A 19061-nucleotide genomic window follows, 5' to 3' on the forward strand; every position below is an offset into this window, starting at 1 on the left:
ATCGCGGCATCGATGTGCACTGCGTCATCCATAAAATACCGGTTCGATTAATTCTTCGCGGCATTATTTACCCGGCATTCAAACGGCTTTGCCGGACGGACGGCGACGTACGGTATTGCCGCACGCCGCCCGCCGTCGAGACTCAAACCATGCTTACTTCCCGCCGCCCGGCAGCGCGATATCGATCAGCACCGGATCGTGATCCGACGAACGATACGCATCGGCCGCGTAGAACGTCTTCTGCTGCTCGGCCGACTTGTACGCGAGCGTGTACTGCAGCGCGAGCGGCTCGTCCGCGTTGATGTGCCATTCGTGCACGGCCTTCACGTGCGACGCGAGCGGCAGCGTCGCGAGCGCGTGGTCGAGATAACCGGCTTCGCCGTTGTACACGTAGCTGTACGCATTCGCACCGATCCAGCGCGCGACGAGGTTGCGATAGCCGCGCGATTCGAGCGTGCGGATCGGGTCTTCGTACGTGTAGCTGTTGAAGTCGCCGATCAGCAGCACGCCCTGGCTCTTGACGCCCGTCGGGCTGCCGGCCAGCCAGTCGGCGACCTTCGCCGCCGCGCGCGTGCGCGTCGGATTCCAGCAGCCCTGACCATCGCCCTGGTCGAGATCGTCGTTCGTGGCATCCGGGCAGTTCTTCGACTTCAGGTGGTTCACGGCCACCGTCAGCGCCTGCTTGTTGCCGCCGACCAGCCGGAACGACTGCGCGAGCGGCTGGCGGTTCTTGTCGTCGATCGCGAGCGTCGCCGCGCGGCCGACCGGTTCGACCTTGCGGCTGTCGTAGATCATCGCGACCGAGATCGCGTCGCCGCCGAGCCGCGACGTGCCCGGATCGACCACGCGCCATTGGGCACCGAGCTTCGCCGCGAGCTGGCGCACCGCGCTCAGTTCGCCGTAGCCGTTGTTCTGGATTTCCATCAGGCCGATCACGTCGGCATCGATCGCCTTCAGCGCGCTGACGATCTTCGCTTCCTGGCGCTGGAATTCCTCGAACGTCTTCGCGCCGCGGTTGTCCGGATCGTCGAAGCCGCCGCCGAGACCGTTGCCGTTGAAGTAGTTGAGCACGTTGAACGACGCGACGCGCAGGTTCGATTTCGGATCGCGCGCCGGTGCGTTCGTGCGCGGGTTCTCGCGCTTGTCGAACGCCGGCACGGCCGCGCCGGGCATCGGCTGTACGCGCCATGCGCCGTAACGCACTTCGAGCACGCCTTCGACGTCGCGCACGGTGTAGCCCGCGCGCAGCGTGTTCGCGGCCGCGAGGCCCGGCGCCGGATACGGCACGGTCGCGGGGTTCTGCTTGTTCGAGCCGTCGTCGAGGATCAGGCGGTTGCGTGCGTTCGCATCGATCTGCGTCCGGGCCTGCGCGGGCGCCACGACGCTCGTCGGCGTACGCAGGCGGCCGTTGCTCAGCATCACGCTGCCGTAGCGGCCGAGTTCGTAGTTGTCGGTGACGCTCAGCGTCTGCGGCAGGCGCACGCGCATCCCTTCGTACGCGGCGAACGCGTTCGGGCTGTCGACCGGCAGCGTGAGCGTCGCGGGCGTGACCGTCTGGCCGTTCGCGCACACCGCGATCGCGCCCGCCAGCGTGAGCTGCGTCTGCCCGTATTTCTCCTCGACCTTGCCCGTCACGTGCACGAGATCGCCGGCCTTCGCACGCACCTTCGGCGCATAGACGAACAGGCCTTCGGACACGCCCGGCTGGTTGCGGCGCTGCGCGTCTGCCTGCTGGACGAAGAAGCCGCCGAAGCCGTCCGTGCCGCCGAAATCGGCAGTGACGACGGCTTCGATCGACGTGTTCTGACCGGCGAGCGGCGACGGCGCGCCCGGGCCCTGGATATCGGCGATCGGCGTCGTGCTGCCGCCGCAGTTCGCGCTGACGGGCGCGGCAGTGGCGGCAAATACCGGCGCGGCGAGCGTCGGGAGCAGCAATAGCGGGGCAAACAGGCGGATTGTCGAACGCATGGCGGGAATCCCGGTTGTGAGGGTGGCGAAAGCTTAGCGGCGCTCGGTGACAGTTTTTGGTAATCGGCAGACAGGCCGATGTAATTGTCGTCATCATGCCGTGATCGCCATGCGTCGTACTGCCGCGCGTCGCTCATGCCGCGAATCCTCCGCCGAAAAAACGCCGCGCTAGACCGTCCCCGGCAACGCGCTCGACACGAGCACGGCCGCCACCATCAGCACGCCGCCGAGCACGACCGCCTCGACGCGCAGCACCGTGCCGAACCGCTTCAACGCGCCGGCCGGCATCGCGACGGCCGGGTCCTGCAACGCGGCGAGCAGCTTCGGCATCCCGAAGAACCGGTTGTGTCCGCCGAGCATCGCGGCAATCAGCACGAGCACGAGCTTCAGCAGCAGGATCTGCCCGTACGTCGACGCGAACAGGTTGGCGGGCGTATCGACACCGCGCCAGCCGTTGTACGTGCCGGTCGCGAACAGTACGACCAGCGCGTAAGTGGACGCATCGGACAGCGACTGCACGAACGATGCGCCCGTCGCGCGTTCGCTCGCCGGCATGCGGACGAGCCGCGGCATCACGCCGAACGCCGTCACGAGCACGAGCCCGACCCACGCGCTGATCGCCAGCAGATGCAGCCAGTCGGCCCACACGGGGACGCTGAACGGCCCGGCGTCCACCGGATGCCCGCCGTTGCTGCGAGCGAGCGCGACACCGGCGAGCGCGGCCACCATCGCGAACGGAAACCGCGTGTCGTTCGCATGCGAGACGAACGACAGCAGCACGACGACGAGCATGAATGCGGTGCCGGCCAGCCACGCATGGCCGAACCCGGTGCCCGCGAGCATCGAATAAACCGCCGGCCCCGCGTCGAACAGCGACACTTCGCTCATCAGCGCGCAGTGCGCCCAGAACGCGGTGACGCTCGCGAGCAGCGATACGACGGACGCGCTGCGCAGCGTCGCGACGAGCCGACGCCCGACGCCGCGCTGCCACGCGGATGCGCCGCGCGCGAGCCAGTGCCGGCCGAGCAACGCGCCGACGACGACCGCGAACCCGGCGTTCTGGATCACCACTGACACGAGCCGCAGCAGGCCGACGATGCCGTCGTTCATCCCTTCACCCGGAACGTATACGTGCCCTTCGTGCGATGCGCATCGGCCGTCATCGCCACCCACTGCACCGTGTACGCGCCGGCCGCAAGCTTCGGTATCGCGACGGTCATCACGCGCGGATTCGACGCATCGACCTTCGCCTTGTCCTGCGTGACGGCGTTGCCGCTCGCGTCGGACACCTTCACCGAGCTGAACGCCGGTTCGAGATCTTCGTTGAACGTGAGCCGCAACGCGTCGGGCGCCGCGTCGACCGTGCCGCCGGCCGCTGGCACCGCGCCTTCGAGCTTGCCGTGGGCCGAAGCCGCGGCCGGTGTCATCGCGAAGAGAGCGGCCGCCGCGGCGAACGCGGCGAGCCCTCCGGAAATCGTGCTGGTCATGTTCGCGCTCCGCATCACGGCTTCTTCAGTTCGACGACGGTCAGCGCGCCGTTCACGTCCTCGGCGACGAAGTCGATCGTATCGCCCACCTTGACCTGCGACAGCATCGCCGGGTCCTTGACCTTGAACACCATCGTCATCGCATCCATCCCGAGGTTCTCCAGCGGACCGTGCTTGATCGTCAGCTTGCCGGCGGCCATGTCGATCTTGCGAATCTCGCCGTGCGACATGCGCTGCGCCGCCGCGGCGCCCTGCTTCGCGCCGCCGCTCATGTCCATGCCGGCCATGTCGCCGGCCGCGTACGACGCGGCCGAGAACGCCAGCGCGCACCCCGTCGCCATCAGAACCAGTCCTTTCTTCATCGTGTCGACTCCCGTGTGAGTGAATGGAAATCGACGGCCGCATCGGTGCGGCCGCCGCGTGCTGCTTCAGCCGTCCGGCAATTCGCCGGTGTATTCGTACGCGACCGTGCCCTTCGGATGCCGAAACCAGCCCGGATCGCGATAGTCGTTGCGGCCGAGCCCCTGCCGCACCTTGAGCACCGTGAACATGCCGCCCATCTCCAGCGGCCCGAACGGGCCCGTGCCGGTCATCATCGGCAGCGTGTTGTCGGGCAGCGGCATCTCCATGCCGCCCATCGCGCCGCCCGTGCTGCCCATCGCCATGTAGTCGGGCACGAGCTTGCCGATCCGCTTCGCGAGATCCTTCTGCGGCACGCCGATCAGGTTCGGCACCTGGTGGCCCATCGCATTCATCGTGTGATGCGACTTGTGGCAATGGAACGCCCAGTCGCCCGGACGATCGGCGGTGAACTCGATCGCGCGCATCTGGCCGACCGCGACATCGGCCGTCACTTCGGGCCAGCGCGCGGCCGGCGGAATCCAGCCGCCGTCGGTGCCCGCGACCTCGAAGCTGTAGCCGTGCAGGTGGATCGGGTGATTCGTCATCGTCAGGTTGCCGAAACGAATCCGGACGCGGTCGCCGGCGCGCACCGGCAGCGGATCGATGCCCGGAAACACGCGCGAGTTGAAGGTCCACATGTTGAAATCGGTCATCTCGTTCACGCGCGGCGTGTAGCTGCCCGGGTCGATGTCGTACGCGGCGAGCAGGAACACGAAATCGCGATCGACCGGCATCGTGCCGCGATCCTTCGGATGCACGATGAACATGCCCATCATCCCCATCGCCATCTGCACCATCTCGTCGGCGTGCGGGTGATACATGAACGTGCCGTGCGCTTCGAGCTGGAACTCGTAGACGAAGGTCTTGCCGGGCGGAATGTGCGGCTGCGTGAGGCCGCCGACGCCGTCCATCCCGTTCGGCAGCCGCAGCCCGTGCCAGTGGATCGTCGTGTGCTCGGGCAGCCGGTTGGTCACGAAGATCCGGACCTTGTCGCCTTCGACGGCCTCGATCGTCGGGCCCGGCGACTGGCCGTTGTAGCCCCACAGGTTCGCGTTCATGCCGGGCGCCATCTCGCGCACGACGGGCTCGGCCGTCAGGTGGAATTCCTTCCAGCCGTTCTTCATCCGCCACGGCAGCGACCAGCCGTTCAGCGTCGCGACGGGCGTGTACGGGCGGCCGTTCGGCGGCACGAGCGGCGGCTGCGTGCCGGTTTTCGCCATCGTGGGCGCTTCGGGCAGCGACGCGGCGCCGGCCTTGCTGACCATCGCCGCACCGAGCAGCGCGGCGCCCGAGCCGCTGAGAAATTGTCGACGGGACACCATGTCAATGACCTTCCGGATGCGGTTGCGTGGCGGGCGCCGGCGGCGCCGCTGGAGGGGAAGCCGGCTGCGGCGCAGCGTCGGCCTTCGAAGCGGATTCGGGTGCTGATTCGGCGGAGTTCGTCGCGCGCGGCGTAGCACCCGACGACGGCAACCGGCCGCCGACCGCCATCTGCAGATCGGTTTCCGCGAGCCAGTAGTCCTTCAGCGCGTCGATGTAGCCGTTGACCGCGCCGACCTGTTCTCGCGCATCGGTCAGCAGCTCGAACACGCTCGCGAGCATCCCGTTGTAGCGCAGCAGCAGTTCGTCGGAGATCGTCTTGCGCAGCGGCACGACTTCGTCGCGGTAGTGCGTGGCGACGTCGTAGCTGGTGACGTAAGCCGCGTACGATTCGCGCACTTCGGAGCGCGCATCGATGGCGGTTTTCGCGAGCCGGTTCGCGGACTGCATGTAGATCGCCTCGGCGCGCGCGACCTTCGCGCCGCCCCAGTCGAACAGCGGAATCTCGACGCTGATCTCGTAGCCGTGCTCGTGGCCCTTGCCGGTTTCGTAGTCATTCACGTAGCCGAGTTCGACCGCGTTGACGAAGCGCGTGGCCTTGCTCAGGCCGAGCGACGACGCGACGCCCTGCGTCTGCAGCTTCGCCGCCTGGATGTCGAGGCGGTTGCTCATCGCGAAGCGTTCGAGATCCGGCAGGTCCGGGCGCGCCTTCGGTAAATCCGGCAAGCGTTCGGGTAGCGCGTATCGCGTGCGTTCGCCCCACAGCCCCATCGCGCGCGTGAGCTTCTCGCGGGCGGCGACGGCCTGCTGGCGCGCCTTCGCGTACTGGGCGACCGCATCGGCATGAAACGCCTGCTCGCGTGCGTAGTCGAGCCGGCTGAAGTTGCCGGCCTGCCGCATGCGCAGCGCGAGTTCGGCGGCCGCGCTCGCGGCGTCGCGCACCTGCTGCGCATAGTTCGCGGCCTGCTCGGCGGCGACCGCTTCCACGTAGGCGCGGCGCGCATCGGCCGCGACCTTCAGCATCGCGTCGGCCGTTTCGAGCTTGGTCTGCTCGAAGCGGCGGCGTTCGATCTTCGTCGCGAGCGGCATCGTCAGCAGCGCGAACACGTTCGCCGAGAACGTGCGGCCGAGCGTCAGCTCGCCGTCGCCGGCACGCGTGCGGCTGAACGCGAAGCGCGGGTTCGGCAGCCGGCCGGCCTGCACGAGGTCGGCCTCCGACAGCCCGAGTTCCGCGTACGACGCCTGCAGCCCGCGGTTGTTCAGCAGCGCGACCTGCACCGCGTCGCCCATCGACAGCGGTTTCGCCAGCAATTCCCGTGTCCGCCGGTCGACCGCTTCGCGGTCGGCGTCGGTCCGCACCACTACCGCGTCCTTCCCGATGCGTTCCGATGCGACCGACGACACGGCGTCGAACCCGCCGTCCTTCGAAAACGTCGTGCAGCCCGCGAGGAGCGTCAGCACGACCGCGGCCGCGCCGATCCGAGGCGATATCGCGAGCGTCGTCATCGCGTGGCCCCTCCGTGCGTCGAATGGGCGGCGCCGTTGCCGGCCGCGCCGCCGCTCGTGCGCCCTTTCGCAGGTCGCTCCACCACCTCCCGGTTCAGTTGCTTCCAGCCCGGGCCTGCGTCGTCCTCATACCGCTGGTAGCCATCGAACGCGGACGTCACGGTGACGTCCGGCACCGACGCGGCGGCGTCCGCCGGGTCGGGAAACGCGGTTTGCGCGGGCGCGAGCGACGGCACGAGGGCCGCCGCGCCCCACAGCGCCGCAATGATCAATCGCATGAACATGTCTCGTCGTAAGTCGTCCGGCGCAGCGTGATGCGGTGGCCGGAGCAAATAGCGGATCGCGGCGGGTCGGCCGCGGACAGGAACTAGACGGGCATCCTGCGAGGCGGCCGGTCGATGCCGCCGGTCAGGAACGACACGTCCCCGGCCGAACGCGGCGGCGCGACGGTCGTGACGCCGACGCTCGCCGCGGCCGGCGCCTCGAGCGCGCCCGGCATTGCGGAGCCGAAGCAGCAGGACACGCACGCGGCACATGACGACGCATGCCGCGCGTGATCGTGATGGCCGTCCTGCGCGGTCGGCATCGTGTGCAGCGCTTGGTCCTCATGCGGCACGGCAGCGCCCGCGCACGGCATCGAAACAGCCGCGAACGACTGGATCGGCAGGCTCAGCGCCAGCAACACGACGACGAGGAAGGTGCGCCAGTACGACATGGATGCGAAATCAGGCAGGCAATGATCGTTAGGGCCGGCGCGTCGCACGACGGCACGCTCCGGGGACAAGACGGCCGCAGCTTATCGCCGCCGCGGTGACGACGACATGGCCGAAACATGACCGGCCTTTCATGACAATTCCGTCATCCGCCGATCATCGTTCGCGCACGCGCGGCGCCGTACGCTCTGGCGTTACACTGACCGGCTGGAATCACGGACGGCCTGCCTCACCATGCGGATACTGATAGTCGAAGACGAACCCAAGATGGCGTCCTACCTCCGGAAGGGCTTGATGGAGGCGAGCTACACGGTCGATGTCGCGGAAAACGGCCAGGACGGGCTGTTCCTCGCGCTGCACGAGGATTTCGATCTCGTCGTGCTCGACGTGATGCTGCCGGAACTGGACGGCTTCGAGGTGCTCAAGCGGCTGCGCGCGCAGAAGCAGACGCCCGTGCTGCTGCTCACGGCCCGCGACGCGATCGAGGACAAGGTCGCCGGGCTCGAGCTCGGCGCCGATGATTACCTGCTCAAGCCGTTCGCGTATGCCGAGTTCCTCGCGCGCATCCGCTCGCTGCTGCGGCGTGCGCCGCGCAACGTGCGCGACATCCTGCACGTCGCCGATCTCGAAATCGATCTGCTCAAGCGCCGCGTGCGGCGCGCCGACACCCGCATCGACCTCACCGCGCAGGAATTCGCGCTGCTGCAACTGCTCGCGGAACGCGAGGGCGAGGTGCTGACGCGCACCTTCATCACGTCGCAGATCTGGGACATGAATTTCGACAGCGACACGAACGTCGTCGACGCGGCGATCAAGCGCCTGCGCGCGAAGATCGACAACGCGTACGAGAAGAAGCTGATCCACACGATCCGCGGGATGGGCTACGTGCTCGAGGATCGTTCGTGACCGCACACGCCGCTTCGTATTCGCTGCTGCGGCGCCTGACGCTCGCGTTCGCCGCGGTCGCGGCGCTCGTGTTCGCGCTGACCGGCGCGTATCTGTACCGGTCGCTGTCCGCCGAGCTGACGCGGCGCGACGACATCGAGATCTCCGGCAAGCTCAACCAGTTCCTGCAGCTCGCGCGTGCCAGCGGATCGACGGCCGCGCTACGCGCCGACCCGGCCGTGTTCCACGACGTGCTGCTGTCGCATCCGGGCGTCTACCTCGGCATCTACGATGCGCAAAACCGTCCGCTCGTCGAGCATTCCGACGAAGCCGGCAACACGCTCGCGTCGGTGATCGCCGCATCGCATCGGGCAGGCAGCGCCGACGGCCCGTTCACCTGCGCGCCGCCCGGCATCGGCACGTCGCGCTGCGTGTCCGCACGCGAGACACTGCCGTCCGGCGAAACGATCCAGGTCGCACTCGCACGCACGGCGACCGATCGGCAATCGCTGCTCGAAAGCTATCGCGTCGATATCTGGCTCGCGGCGGCCGTCGGCGCGCTGCTGGTCGGCGCGCTCGGCTACGCGGTCGCGTCGCGCGGCCTGCGCCCGGTCGAAAGCCTCGGCCGGCAGACGTCGCGCATCGAGGCGCACAACCTGAACGCACGCCTCGACGCGCGCGGCGGCCCGGTCGAATTGCGCGAGCTCGCCACGTCGGTGAACCGGATGCTCGACCGCCTCGAACGCGCGTTCGTGCGGCTGTCGCAGTTCTCGTCGGATCTCGCGCATGACATGCGCACGCCGCTTGCGAACGTGATCAGCTCGTCGCAGATCACGCTGTCGCGTGCCCGCACGGCCGACGAATACGAAGCGCTGATCGAATCGAACATCGAGGAATGCGAACGGCTGCAGCGGATGATCGAGAACATGCTGTTTCTCGCCCGCACCGACAACGCGCGGCAGCACCTGAAGGCCGCCGAACTCGACGCGGGCAGCGAATTGCGCCGGCTCGCGTCGTATTTCCAGGCGCTGGCCGACGAAGCCGGCGTGCGCATCGACGTGCATGGCGAAGCGCCGGTCGTCGCGGACGCGACGCTGTTCCGGCGCGCGGTGAGCAATCTCGCGTCGAATGCGCTCGAACACGCGGAAGCCGCATCGACGATCGAGCTGGCCGTGTCGACCCAATGCGGTTACGCGGTCGTCGAAGTCACGAATCGCGGCGTTGCGATTCCGCCCGAACAGGTCGAACGGATCTTCGAGCGCTTCTACCGGATCGATTCGTCGCGGCACGGCGCGGCGCGCAACGCGGGGCTCGGGCTCGCGATCGTGAAGTCGATCACGGAGCTGCATCGCGGCAAGGTGGAAGTCGCGAGCCGCGACGGGCGCACGACGTTCGCGCTCTACTTTCCGCGCGACACCGATAGTTAGACGACGCGCCGCCGCGCTCGGCGCTAGCGTTCCTGCGCGGCGGCGAACGACGTACGAACGCACACGAGCAGCACGATGGTCGCCGCGCTGAAGATAGCCCCCGCGTAGAACGTGGCCGCGGCGCCCGCCCGATCCCACAGCACGCCCGCGACGACGCTCGATACGAGCGTCACGATGCCGCTGATCAGGTTGAACACGCCGAACGCCGTGCCTCTCAATTCGGCCGGCGCGGCCTGCGCGACCATCGTCGCGAGCAGCCCTTGGGTCATCCCCATATGGAGTCCCCACAGCGCGACGCCGACGAATACGGCCGGCCAATGCGCGCCGTGCGCCAGCACGATGTCGGCGGCAATCAGCAGCACGAGCCCGATCACCATCAGTTTCGTGTGGCTCGTCGTATCGGCGAGCTTGCCGAACGGGTAAGCGGACAATGCATACACGACGTTCATCGCGACCATCACGAGCGGCACGAGCGCGACGGGCACGCCACTGCCCATCGCGCGCAGCACCAGGAACGCTTCGCTGAAACGCGCGAGCGCGAACACGCCGCCGACGGCGACGACCCACCAGTAGCGGGCGCCGAGTTGCGCGACGACCGCGCGGCGGATCGGGTTCACGCGCTTCTCGCCCGGCGCACGCGCCGGCTCGTCGATGCCGAACGCGAGCAGCGCCACGGCCAGCACGCCGGGAATCACGGCCAGCCAGAACGCGAGGCGGAAATCGTCGCGCCACACCAGCATGATGACGACGGCCAGCAGCGGCCCAAGGAACGCGCCCACCGTGTCGAGCGACTGGCGCAACCCGTACGCGGCGCCGCGCAGGTGAACGGGCGTGACGTCGGCGACGAGCGCGTCGCGCGGCGCGCCGCGAATCCCCTTGCCGATGCGGTCGACGATCCGCGCGGTCACCACGACGCCGATCGTCGGCGCGATCGCGAACAGCGGCTTGCTGAGCGCGCCGAGCGCGTAGCCGGCGACCGCGAGCCATTTGCGATTGCGCAGGTAGTCGCTCAGCGTGCCGGAGAACACCTTGACGACCGGCGACGTCGCCTCGGCGATCCCTTCGATCACGCCAATCGTCGTCGCGCTCGCGCCAAGGCCCGCCATCAGGAACATCGGCAACAGGCTGTGGATGATTTCGGACGACACGTCCATCAGCAGGCTGACGCAGCCGAGCACCCACACGCTGCGCGGAATCTGCCGAAGAATGCCGGTCGGTGCGTCGGTCTGCATGGATCGCTCCCGGTTCAGGCATCGTGATGCCGAATGCCTGTGATGCTACCGCATGCTCGCAACCCTGATCGCAGACCGAGGCGCGCGTGCGCGCTTGCTATTGCGCCGCGTCGCGCCGCAGCTTCGCCTGCCGCCGCGTACGATCGTTCAGTATCTGGTGTCGGCGATGATCGGTCAGCTTCTTCCAGTCGCGCGCCTCGTCGCGCGTGCGCAGGCAGCCGACACAAAAGCCCGTGCGGCCGTCGAACGCGCACAGCCCGATACACGGCGATTTCACGGCCACGATCAGGCTGCCTTCCCACGCGTCATCACTTCGACGGTCACGTGCGACACGCCGTCGAAGCGCGCGAGCAGCGCATGGTAGAAACGCGCGTCGCGCGCGGCGTCGCCCGATTCGACCGACACGATCGCACTCATGTGCCCGGGGCCCACGCGCCATACATGGAGGTCGTTGACCTTGTCGCCGAGCGCCTCGATCGCGCGGCGCACGTTGTCCGTCAGCCTGCGGTCGACGTTGACGTCGAGCAGGATCCCGCCCGTATCGCGCATCAGCCCATACGCCCAGTTGGCGATCACCAGCGCGCCGACGATGCCCGCGAGCGGGTCCATCCAGACCCATCCGAACGCGCGCGCGAGCAGCAGGCCGACGATCGCCAGCACCGACACGGCCGCATCGGCGATCACGTGAACGTAGGCCGACCGGATGTTGTGGTCGCGATGCGCGGCCGAGTGCGAACCGTGAGCATGATGCGCGTGGTGCGCGTCGTCGTGGTCATGATCACGGTCATCGTGGTGGCCGTGCCCATGCGCGTGATGATGATCGCCGCTCAGCAGCCACACGCTCGCGAGATTCACCGCAAGCCCCAGCACCGCAATCGGAATCGCTTCGCCGAACTGGATCGGCACCGGCGCCAGCAGGCGCGCGATCGCCTCATAGCCGATCAGCAACGCGATCATCGCGAGCACGATCGCGCTCGTGAAGCCGGCCAGGTCGCCGAGCTTCCCGGTGCCGAACACGAAGCGCGGATCGTCGGCGTGCCGGCGCGCATAGGTATAGGCCAGCGCCGCGATCAGCATCGCGCCCGCGTGCGTCGACATGTGCAGCCCGTCGGCGACCAGCGCCAGCGAGCCGAACAGCGTGCCGCCGACGATCTCGGCGATCATCATCGCCGTGCACAGGCCGATGACCATCCACGTCTTCCGCTCGTTGCGCGCATGTGCGGCGCCCAGGAACGCGTGGCTGTGCGCGCCGCCCGCCGCCGCGCCGTTGAATTCGTTCATGTTTCGATCCGGTGACTTACTTGAAATAGCTGTGCACGACCTCGATCAACTGCTCGGTCGCGCTGCCTTCGTGTGCGTCGGGCGTATCCGCATCGACGAGATGCGACCGGATGTGGTCTTCCAGCACGACGGCCAGCAAGCCGTTCATCGCGCCGCGGCAGCTCGTGATCCGTTGCAGCACGTCGTTGCAGCCGCGCTCTTCCTCCAGCGCGCGCTCGATCGCTTCGACCTGCCCCTTGATACGGCGCACGCGGTTCAGCAGCTTCTGTTTCTCGCGAACGGTATGACTCATCGATGGCTCCTGTATAGGGTAGGGGAGTATATCTCCGGACGCTTTCCCCTATAGGACGGAGGGGTATATTTTTCGAGACGAAGGCTTGTCGAACGAAAACCGCTCGGCTAGACTGGTTTTCGTCTTTGGGGAGTAGCCTGCTTTCCGTCACCGGAAAGCGAGCGCGTCAACACACTCGGCCCGCGGCCGTGGCGCGTTCGGCCTGATCGGCTTGGCGAGACCATCGGCACATCGCGTCGTTCCTGGTCGGACGCCGGCGGATGTGTCATGGTTCGTCAGCGTCCGACCAGGGAGTCCCCATGTTCCTTCCCGCTCGTCTCCCTCACGCCACCGCTGCCCGCGGAGGTGCCGCATGACCTTCATGTTCGTCGAACTGGCGTTCATGCTGATCGTCATCCTCATCGCCGCCGAAGTCTTCACCAATGCGCTCGAACATCTCGGCGAACGCCTGAAGATTTCCGAAGGCGTGACCGGCTCGCTGTTCGCGGCCGTCGGCACCGCGTTGCCCGAAACGATGGTGCCGCTGCTCGCGCTGGCCGGCGGCACGTCGAACCAGGCCGTGAACGAGGAGATCGGCGTCGGCGCGATTCTCGGCGCGCCGCTGATGCTCGCGACGCTCACCACGCTCCTGATGGCGCTCGCCGTGATCCGCTCGCGCGGGCTGCGCGGCACGATCGCGCCCGAACGCACGGGCTTCGTGCGCGACATGAACACCTTCCTCGCCGCATTCTCGCTGGCGACCGTCGCGATGTTCGTCCCGCATCACAACTGGACCGTGCGCGCGCTGCTCGCCGCGATGCTGGTCGGCCTCTACGTGGTGTACGTCGTGCTGACGTTCCGCGCGTCGACCGGGCTCGTCGACGCCGGTCACGGCACCGAGGCGCCGCACGCAATGTTCCTGTCGCGCGTCGGCCTGCCGACCAACCTGTCGACGATCTTGCTGCAACTGCTGATCGGCGTCGCGCTGCTGGTCGGCGGCGCGAAGGGCTTCATTCACGGTGTGGAAGGCGTGTCGCACGCGCTCGGCGTGTCGGCGTTGCTGCTGTCGCTGATCATCGTGCCGATCGCGACGGAACTGCCGGAGAAGGTCAACAGCGTGCTGTGGATTCGCCGCGGGAAGGACACGCTCGCGTTCGGCAACATCACCGGCGCGATGGTGTTCCAGGGCACGCTGCTGCCGGCGATCGGCATCATGCTGACGCCGTGGGAGCCGCGCCCCGAAGTGCTGACCGGCGTGATCGTCACGCTCGCGGCGGCGGCCTGGCTGCGCGTCAATGCACGCACGCGCGGGCTCGCGATCTGGGCGTTGCTCGCGAACGGCGCGGGGTATGCGGGGTATCTGGTGGTGACGCTGACGCGCTGAATGCCGGTCGGGCGCGCCGGCCGACGAACACGTCGGCGCGGCGCGTTTCATGGCACCCGACGCGGGCGACGGCAACGCCCGCATCCGGACGATCAGGAACCCTTGACGAGTTTGACGATCGTCAACGTACCGTCGACCTTCTCGATCCGCACCCTGACCTTGTCGCCCGCATGCGCTTGAGCAAGCATCGCCGCGTCCTTCGCCTTGAACGCCATCGTCATCGGCGGCATCCCGACGTTCTCCAGCGCGCCGTGCTTCAGCGTGATCTTGCCGCTCGCGGCATCGACCTTCTTCACTTCGGCGTCCGTCAGCGCGGCATTCGATTCCGCCGCACCGTCCGACGACATCTTCATGCCGGACATGTCCATGCCCGACATCTCGCCGGCGGCGAACGCCGGTACCGCGAACGCACTCAGCGCGACGACAGCGGTGGCAGTAGCGATCAATTGATTCATCTTCAACGTGATTCTCCGGTTGGGATAGATGGCACGTTCGTGCCGGAAGGAACTGCATCGGAATGCCGCGCGCGGCCCGCGCTTCGCGCACGACGGCGCTGAAGCAGAAGCCACGCGGCGGGAATGACGAACATCGACAAGAGCGGCGCCGTGACCATGCCGCCGACCATCGGCGCGGCGATGCGCTGCATGACTTCGGAGCCGGCGCCGTGGCCGATCATGATCGGCACGAGCCCGGCGAGCACGACGGCGACCGTCATCGCCTTCGGCCGCACGCGCAACACCGCGCCTTCGCGAATCGCGTCGAGCAGCAACGCATCGGTCAGCGGTTCGCCGGCATCGAGCCGGCGCTGCAGCGCGCCCTTCAGGTACAGCAGCATCACGACGCCGAATTCGGCGGCCACGCCGGCCAGTGCGATGAAACCGACCGACGTCGCGACGGACACCGCATGGCCGAGCGCCCACACGAGCCAGAACCCGCCGACCAGCGCGAACGGGACCGTCGACATCAGCAGCAACGCGTCGGCCGCCGAATCGAACGTGACGAACAACAACACGAAGATCACGACGAGCGTGACAGGCACGACGGTGCGGAGCGTCGCCGCCGCGCGTTCGAGGTACTCGAACTGACCCGACCACGCGATCGAATAGCCGGGCGCCAACGCGACCTGTTGCGCGACGGTCTGCTGCATCGCACGGACGGCCGTGCTGAGATCGATACCGCGGAGATCGACGTACACGTAGCCGGACAGCCGCGCGTTTTCGCTGCGGATCATCGGCGGCCCGTCGGCGATCGCGACGTGCGCGACGTCGCCGAGGCGGATCTGCGCGCCGCGCGCGGTGACGATCGGCAGTTGCCGCAGGTTCTCGAGCGAATCGCGGATCTCGCGCGGATAGCGGATGTTGATCGGGAAGCGCTCGCGCCCGGCGATCACTTCGCCGACGTCCTCGCCGCCGATCGCCGACGACACGACCGACTGGATATCGGCCACCGACAGCCCGTAACGCGCGGCGGCGAGCCGGTCGATGTCGACGTCGATGTAGCGGCCGCCGTTCAGCCGTTCCGCGAGCGCGGACGTCACGCCCGGCACGCGCTTCACGGCTGCCTCGACCTGCGTCGCGATCGCGTCGATCCCCGCCAGGTCCGGCCCGGAAATCTTCACGCCGACCGGCGTCTTGATCCCGGTGGACAGCATGTCGAGCCGGTTGCGGATCGGCGGCACCCATACGTTCGACAAGCCCGGCACCTTCACCGTCCGGTCGAGTTCGTCGACGAGCTTCTCCGGCGTCATGCCCGGCCGCCACGCGCTGCGCGGCTTGAAGCGGATCGTCGTCTCGAACATCTCGAGCGGCGCCGGGTCGGTCGCGGTATCGGCGCGGCCCGACTTGCCGAACACGGTGTCGACCTCCGGCACGGTCTTGATCAGCCGGTCGGTCTGCTGCAGCAACTCGCTCGCCTTGTCCGCCGAGATGCCCGGCAGCGCGGTCGGCATGTACAGCAAATCGCCTTCGTCGAGCGGCGGCATGAATTCGCTGCCGAGCCGCGACAACGGCACGGCGGTCAGCACGAGCGCGACGACCGCGACGCCGATCGCGGCCCACGGGCGCCGCAGGGTCGCTTCGAGCAGCGGCCGGTACAGGCGAATCAGCGCGCGGTTGATCGGGTTCGCGTGCTCGGGCGGAATGCGGCCGCGTACCAGATAGCCCATCAGCACCGGCACCAGCGTCACCGACAGCCCGGCGGCGGCCGCGATCGTATAGGTCTTCGTGAACGCGAGCGGCGCGAACAGCTTGCCCTCCTGCCCTTCCAGCGAAAACACCGGAACGAACGACAGCGTGATGATCAGCAACGAGAAGAACAGTGCCGGCCCGACCTCCGCGGCCGACGCCGCGACGATTTCCCAACGGCGCGCAGTGGTGATCGGCTCGCCGGGATGCGCGCGGTCGTATGCTTCCAGATGCTTGTGCGCGTTCTCGATCATCACGATCGCCGCGTCGATCATCGCGCCGATCGCGATCGCGATTCCGCCGAGCGACATCAGGTTCGCGTTCACGCCCTGGTAGCGCATCACGATGAACGCCGCCAGCACGCCGAGCGGCAGCGACAGGATCGCGACGAACGCGCTGCGCAGATGGAACAGGAACACCGCGCACACGATCCCGACGATCACGAATTCCTCGATCAGCTTGTCCCTGAGGTTGTCCACCGCGCGCTCGATCAGCTGCGAGCGGTCGTACGTCGTGACGATCTCGACGCCGGGCGGCAGCGAGCGCTTCAGGTTGGCGAGCTTCGCCTTCACCGCGTCGATCGTCGTCAGCGCGTTCTTGCCCGAACGCATCACGACGACACCGCCCGTCACCTCGCCCTGCCCGTTCAGCTCCGCGATCCCGCGCCGCGTCGCCGGGCCGACCTGGATGCGCGCGACGTCGCCGAGCAGGACGGGCGTGCCGGTGTCGTCGGTGCGCAGCACGACGTGACGGAAATCGTCGAGCGTGCGCAGGTAGCCGGACGAGCGCACCATGTACTCCGACTCGGCCAGCTCGACGACCGAGCCGCCGGAGGCCTGGTTGGCCTTGCCGAGCGCCTCCGCGACCGTCGCCTGCGTGATGCCGTACGCGCGCAGCTTGTCCGGATCGAGCACGACCTGGTACTGGCGCACCATGCCGCCGATGCTCGCCACTTCCGATACGTCCGGCACGGCCTTCAGCTCGAACTTCAGGAACCAGTCGTTGAGCGCGCGCAGTTGCCCGGCATCGTGGTGACCGGTGCGATCGACGAGCGCGTATTCGTATACCCAGCCGACGCCGGTCGCATCCGGCCCGAGCGACACGGTCGCGCCCGCCGGCAGGCGGCTCTGCACCTGGCTCAGGTATTCGAGCACGCGCGAACGCGCCCAGTACGGATCGGTGCGGTCGTCGAACAGCACGTAGACGAACGCGTCGCCGAACGACGAGTACGCGCGCACGGTTTTCGCGCCCGGCACGCCGAGCAGCGTCGTCGTCAGCGGATAGGTCACCTGATCCTCGACGACCTGCGGCGCCTTGCCCGGATACGACGCCTTCACGATCACCTGCGTGTCCGACAGGTCGGGTAATGCGTCGAGCGGCGTCTGTCGCAGCGAATGCACGCCCCATGCCGCGAGCAGCACGGTGGCCAGCAGCACCAGAAACCGGTGATGGACGGACCAGTGAATGATTCGCGCGATCATCGCTCGCCTCCCTGCGGCTCGACCTTCGTCAGTCGGTAACCGTCATCGGTCTGCGTGAACGCGAAACGCACGGTCTGGCCCGGCTTCACGTCCGGAAACGCGTGCGCCGACGGCTTGCCGAACGCCATCGTCATCGCGCCCCAGCCAAGCGCCGGCACCGGTTGATGCGAGAACGTGATGTCGTCGGCCGTGACCTTCTCCACCTTGCCGGTGGTTTCGTAAGCCGGCGCGGTTGCCGTCGCGGATGAGGCGGCCGCGCTTGTGCCTGCCGCCCGCTCCAGCCGCGGCAGCACGCTTTTCAGGCTGGCTTCCGAATCGATCAGGAACTGCCCCGACGCGACGACCGTGTCGCCTTCGTTCAGCCCGCCGAGCACTTCCGTGTCGCCGCCGACGTCGTTGCCGACCGTCACCGACACCGGCTGCAGCCGGCCGTCGCCGTGCTTCGCGATGACGATCGTGCGCCGGCCGGTCGCGATCACCGCCTCGGACGGCACGAGCAGGCGCGACGCCTTCTCCTGCGCGGCGACCTTCACGCGCATCAGCATGCCGGGCGTGAGCTTCAGCGACGCGTTGTCGATCTCCAGCCGCGCCTGCAGCGTACGGCTACCCGTACTGATGCCGGGCAGCACTTCGCGGATGCGGCCGCTGAAATGCCGGGCCGGATCGACGGCGAACGTCGCGTCGACCGACATCCCCGGCTGCACGTTCAAGGCGAGCGCTTCCGGCACCTCGACGATCAGCCACAGCGTCGACAGCCCGGCGATCTTCGCGAGCGTCTGGCCGGGTGCGACCATCGCGCCGTCGCGCACGTTCAGCTCGCTGACGACGCCGGCCTCCGGCGCGCTCAGCACGACGTGCGTCTGCGCGCGGCCGGTGCGGTCGAGGGCCGCGATCATGCCGTCCGGAATCGACAGCGCCCGCATCCGTGCGCGCGCCGCGTCGAGCAGGCTGCCGTCCATGCCGCCGCGCTTCAGCGCGAGATATTCCTCCTGCGGCGCGAGCCAGTCGGGCACGAACAGCGATGCGACCGGCGCGCCCTTCGCAATGCGCTGCATCGGCGCACGCGCATACAGACGATCGATGTAGCCCGTCACGCGCGACTGCACGACCGCCGCGCGCGCTTCGTCGAACTGCGTGGTGCCCACCGCGTCGAAGCCGGCCGCCGTCTGCTGCCGGCGCACGGTCGCATAGCGAATGCCGAGGTTCTGCTGCAGGCCCGGATCGATCCGGATGCCCGCCGCGGCACCGCCTTCGTCCGCATAGACGGGCTGCAACTGCATGTCCATGAACGGCGATTTGCCCGGTTTGTCGAAGTGCTGGTTCGGCACCATCGGGTCATGCCAGTACAGCACCTTGCGCGAGGCCTGCTGAGCCGGCACGCCCGACGGCGCGGCGGCGGGCATGGCGGCCGTCGCCGCGCCGCGCGTCGCATGGCGAACGCCCGCGAAATAGCCAGCGCCGGCGAGCGCCGCACCGGCGAACGCGATCAGCGCCGCACGCATCAGTGATTGCCTTGTCATG

Annotated in this window: 18 protein-coding genes and 1 riboswitch; of the genes, 3 read left to right on the plus strand and 15 right to left on the minus strand. The window is 68.0% G+C overall.

The window, feature by feature from the left end; translation table 11 throughout:
• Positions 1-153 precede the first annotated feature (153 nt).
• The 8 genes from KR541_RS18830 to KR541_RS18865 form a co-directional block, all read right to left on the minus strand.
• On the minus strand, positions 154-1968 hold the full coding sequence (locus KR541_RS18830; protein ID WP_216089721.1) for an ExeM/NucH family extracellular endonuclease: 1815 nt from the start codon (positions 1966-1968) through the stop codon (positions 154-156).
• 168 nt (positions 1969-2136) lie between these two features.
• On the minus strand, positions 2137-3078 hold the full coding sequence (locus KR541_RS18835; RefSeq protein ID WP_216089722.1) for a copper resistance D family protein: 942 nt from the start codon (positions 3076-3078) through the stop codon (positions 2137-2139).
• A complete protein-coding gene (copC, locus tag KR541_RS18840) occupies positions 3075-3455 on the minus strand; it encodes a copper homeostasis periplasmic binding protein CopC (RefSeq protein WP_050017697.1) in 381 nt (126 codons plus the stop codon). Before copC ends, KR541_RS18835 begins: the two co-directional genes overlap by 4 nt.
• A gap of 14 nt (positions 3456-3469) precedes the next feature.
• Entirely contained in the window at positions 3470-3817 is a 348-nt protein-coding gene (locus tag KR541_RS18845) for a copper-binding protein (protein WP_050017683.1), read from the minus strand.
• Positions 3818-3883: 66 nt separating this feature from the next.
• Positions 3884-5179 carry a multicopper oxidase family protein gene (locus tag KR541_RS18850; protein WP_050017682.1) on the minus strand — a complete coding sequence of 432 codons (1296 nt, stop codon included), beginning with the start codon at positions 5177-5179 and terminating at the stop codon, positions 3884-3886.
• A 1-nt stretch (position 5180) separates the two neighbouring features.
• Positions 5181-6683, minus strand: a complete 1503-nt coding sequence (locus KR541_RS18855) for a TolC family protein (RefSeq protein ID WP_089488974.1) — start codon at positions 6681-6683, stop codon at positions 5181-5183.
• Positions 6680-6961 (minus strand): hypothetical protein, encoded by a 282-nt coding sequence (locus tag KR541_RS18860; RefSeq protein WP_050017696.1) that lies wholly within the window; start codon positions 6959-6961, stop codon positions 6680-6682. Before KR541_RS18860 ends, KR541_RS18855 begins: the two co-directional genes overlap by 4 nt.
• A gap of 89 nt (positions 6962-7050) precedes the next feature.
• A complete protein-coding gene (locus KR541_RS18865) occupies positions 7051-7398 on the minus strand; it encodes a hypothetical protein (protein WP_050017680.1) in 348 nt (115 codons plus the stop codon).
• A gap of 232 nt (positions 7399-7630) precedes the next feature.
• Here KR541_RS18865 and KR541_RS18870 point away from each other — a divergent pair, with 232 nt between their 5' ends.
• Entirely contained in the window at positions 7631-8302 is a 672-nt protein-coding gene (locus tag KR541_RS18870; protein ID WP_050017679.1) for a heavy metal response regulator transcription factor, read from the plus strand.
• Positions 8299-9708 (plus strand): heavy metal sensor histidine kinase, encoded by a 1410-nt coding sequence (locus KR541_RS18875; RefSeq protein ID WP_216089723.1) that lies wholly within the window; start codon positions 8299-8301, stop codon positions 9706-9708. The genes KR541_RS18870 and KR541_RS18875 overlap by 4 nt, the downstream gene beginning before the upstream one ends.
• 23 nt (positions 9709-9731) lie before the next feature.
• On the opposite strand, the gene KR541_RS18880 is transcribed toward KR541_RS18875, so the two are convergent.
• From KR541_RS18880 to KR541_RS18895, 4 genes are all read right to left on the minus strand, one after another.
• Positions 9732-10940, minus strand: coding sequence for an MFS transporter (locus tag KR541_RS18880; protein ID WP_216089724.1), 1209 nt, complete (start codon positions 10938-10940; stop codon positions 9732-9734).
• Between the two features lie 97 nt (positions 10941-11037).
• Entirely contained in the window at positions 11038-11223 is a 186-nt protein-coding gene (locus KR541_RS18885) for a DUF1289 domain-containing protein (RefSeq protein WP_080334385.1), read from the minus strand.
• 2 nt (positions 11224-11225) lie between these two features.
• Complete coding sequence (gene dmeF / locus KR541_RS18890; protein WP_050017675.1) at positions 11226-12221, minus strand: CDF family Co(II)/Ni(II) efflux transporter DmeF; 996 nt, start codon at positions 12219-12221, stop codon at positions 11226-11228.
• 16 nt (positions 12222-12237) lie between these two features.
• A complete protein-coding gene (locus KR541_RS18895; protein WP_124554331.1) occupies positions 12238-12513 on the minus strand; it encodes a metal/formaldehyde-sensitive transcriptional repressor in 276 nt (91 codons plus the stop codon).
• A 111-nt stretch (positions 12514-12624) separates the two neighbouring features.
• Positions 12625-12804, plus strand: a riboswitch (yybP-ykoY riboswitch).
• 61 nt (positions 12805-12865) lie between these two features.
• Here KR541_RS18895 and KR541_RS18900 point away from each other — a divergent pair.
• Positions 12866-13876, plus strand: coding sequence for a sodium:calcium antiporter (locus KR541_RS18900; protein WP_204384004.1), 1011 nt, complete (start codon positions 12866-12868; stop codon positions 13874-13876).
• A gap of 92 nt (positions 13877-13968) precedes the next feature.
• On the opposite strand, the gene KR541_RS18905 is transcribed toward KR541_RS18900, so the two are convergent.
• Genes KR541_RS18905 through KR541_RS18915 form a run of 3 tightly spaced genes read right to left on the minus strand, consistent with a single transcriptional unit; the run spans position 13969 to position 19060 of the window.
• Positions 13969-14337, minus strand: a complete 369-nt coding sequence (locus KR541_RS18905) for a copper-binding protein (protein ID WP_124631804.1) — start codon at positions 14335-14337, stop codon at positions 13969-13971.
• On the minus strand, positions 14334-17540 hold the full coding sequence (locus KR541_RS18910; RefSeq protein WP_216089725.1) for an efflux RND transporter permease subunit: 3207 nt from the start codon (positions 17538-17540) through the stop codon (positions 14334-14336). Before KR541_RS18910 ends, KR541_RS18905 begins: the two co-directional genes overlap by 4 nt.
• Positions 17537-19060 (minus strand): efflux RND transporter periplasmic adaptor subunit, encoded by a 1524-nt coding sequence (locus KR541_RS18915; protein ID WP_216089726.1) that lies wholly within the window; start codon positions 19058-19060, stop codon positions 17537-17539. Before KR541_RS18915 ends, KR541_RS18910 begins: the two co-directional genes overlap by 4 nt.
• Position 19061: the final 1 nt, after the last annotated feature.

Source organism: Burkholderia sola, from assembly GCF_905400185.1.
Lineage (GTDB): Bacteria > Pseudomonadota > Gammaproteobacteria > Burkholderiales > Burkholderiaceae > Burkholderia > Burkholderia sola.

Coding starts and splice junctions, on each gene's coding strand:
- KR541_RS18850 (WP_050017682.1), bottom strand. CDS start 5,179: ATGGTGTCCCGTCGACAATTTCTCAGCGGCTCGGGCGCCGCGCTGCTC.
- KR541_RS18855 (WP_089488974.1), bottom strand. CDS start 6,683: ATGACGACGCTCGCGATATCGCCTCGGATCGGCGCGGCCGCGGTCGTG.
- dmeF (WP_050017675.1), bottom strand. CDS start 12,221: ATGAACGAATTCAACGGCGCGGCGGCGGGCGGCGCGCACAGCCACGCG.
- KR541_RS18835 (WP_216089722.1), bottom strand. CDS start 3,078: ATGAACGACGGCATCGTCGGCCTGCTGCGGCTCGTGTCAGTGGTGATC.
- KR541_RS18830 (WP_216089721.1), bottom strand. CDS start 1,968: ATGCGTTCGACAATCCGCCTGTTTGCCCCGCTATTGCTGCTCCCGACG.
- KR541_RS18860 (WP_050017696.1), bottom strand. CDS start 6,961: ATGCGATTGATCATTGCGGCGCTGTGGGGCGCGGCGGCCCTCGTGCCG.
- KR541_RS18880 (WP_216089724.1), bottom strand. CDS start 10,940: ATGCAGACCGACGCACCGACCGGCATTCTTCGGCAGATTCCGCGCAGC.
- KR541_RS18895 (WP_124554331.1), bottom strand. CDS start 12,513: ATGAGTCATACCGTTCGCGAGAAACAGAAGCTGCTGAACCGCGTGCGC.
- KR541_RS18915 (WP_216089726.1), bottom strand. CDS start 19,060: ATGACAAGGCAATCACTGATGCGTGCGGCGCTGATCGCGTTCGCCGGT.
- KR541_RS18865 (WP_050017680.1), bottom strand. CDS start 7,398: ATGTCGTACTGGCGCACCTTCCTCGTCGTCGTGTTGCTGGCGCTGAGC.
- copC (WP_050017697.1), bottom strand. CDS start 3,455: ATGACCAGCACGATTTCCGGAGGGCTCGCCGCGTTCGCCGCGGCGGCC.
- KR541_RS18845 (WP_050017683.1), bottom strand. CDS start 3,817: ATGAAGAAAGGACTGGTTCTGATGGCGACGGGGTGCGCGCTGGCGTTC.
- KR541_RS18910 (WP_216089725.1), bottom strand. CDS start 17,540: ATGATCGCGCGAATCATTCACTGGTCCGTCCATCACCGGTTTCTGGTG.
- KR541_RS18900 (WP_204384004.1), top strand. CDS start 12,866: ATGACCTTCATGTTCGTCGAACTGGCGTTCATGCTGATCGTCATCCTC.
- KR541_RS18870 (WP_050017679.1), top strand. CDS start 7,631: ATGCGGATACTGATAGTCGAAGACGAACCCAAGATGGCGTCCTACCTC.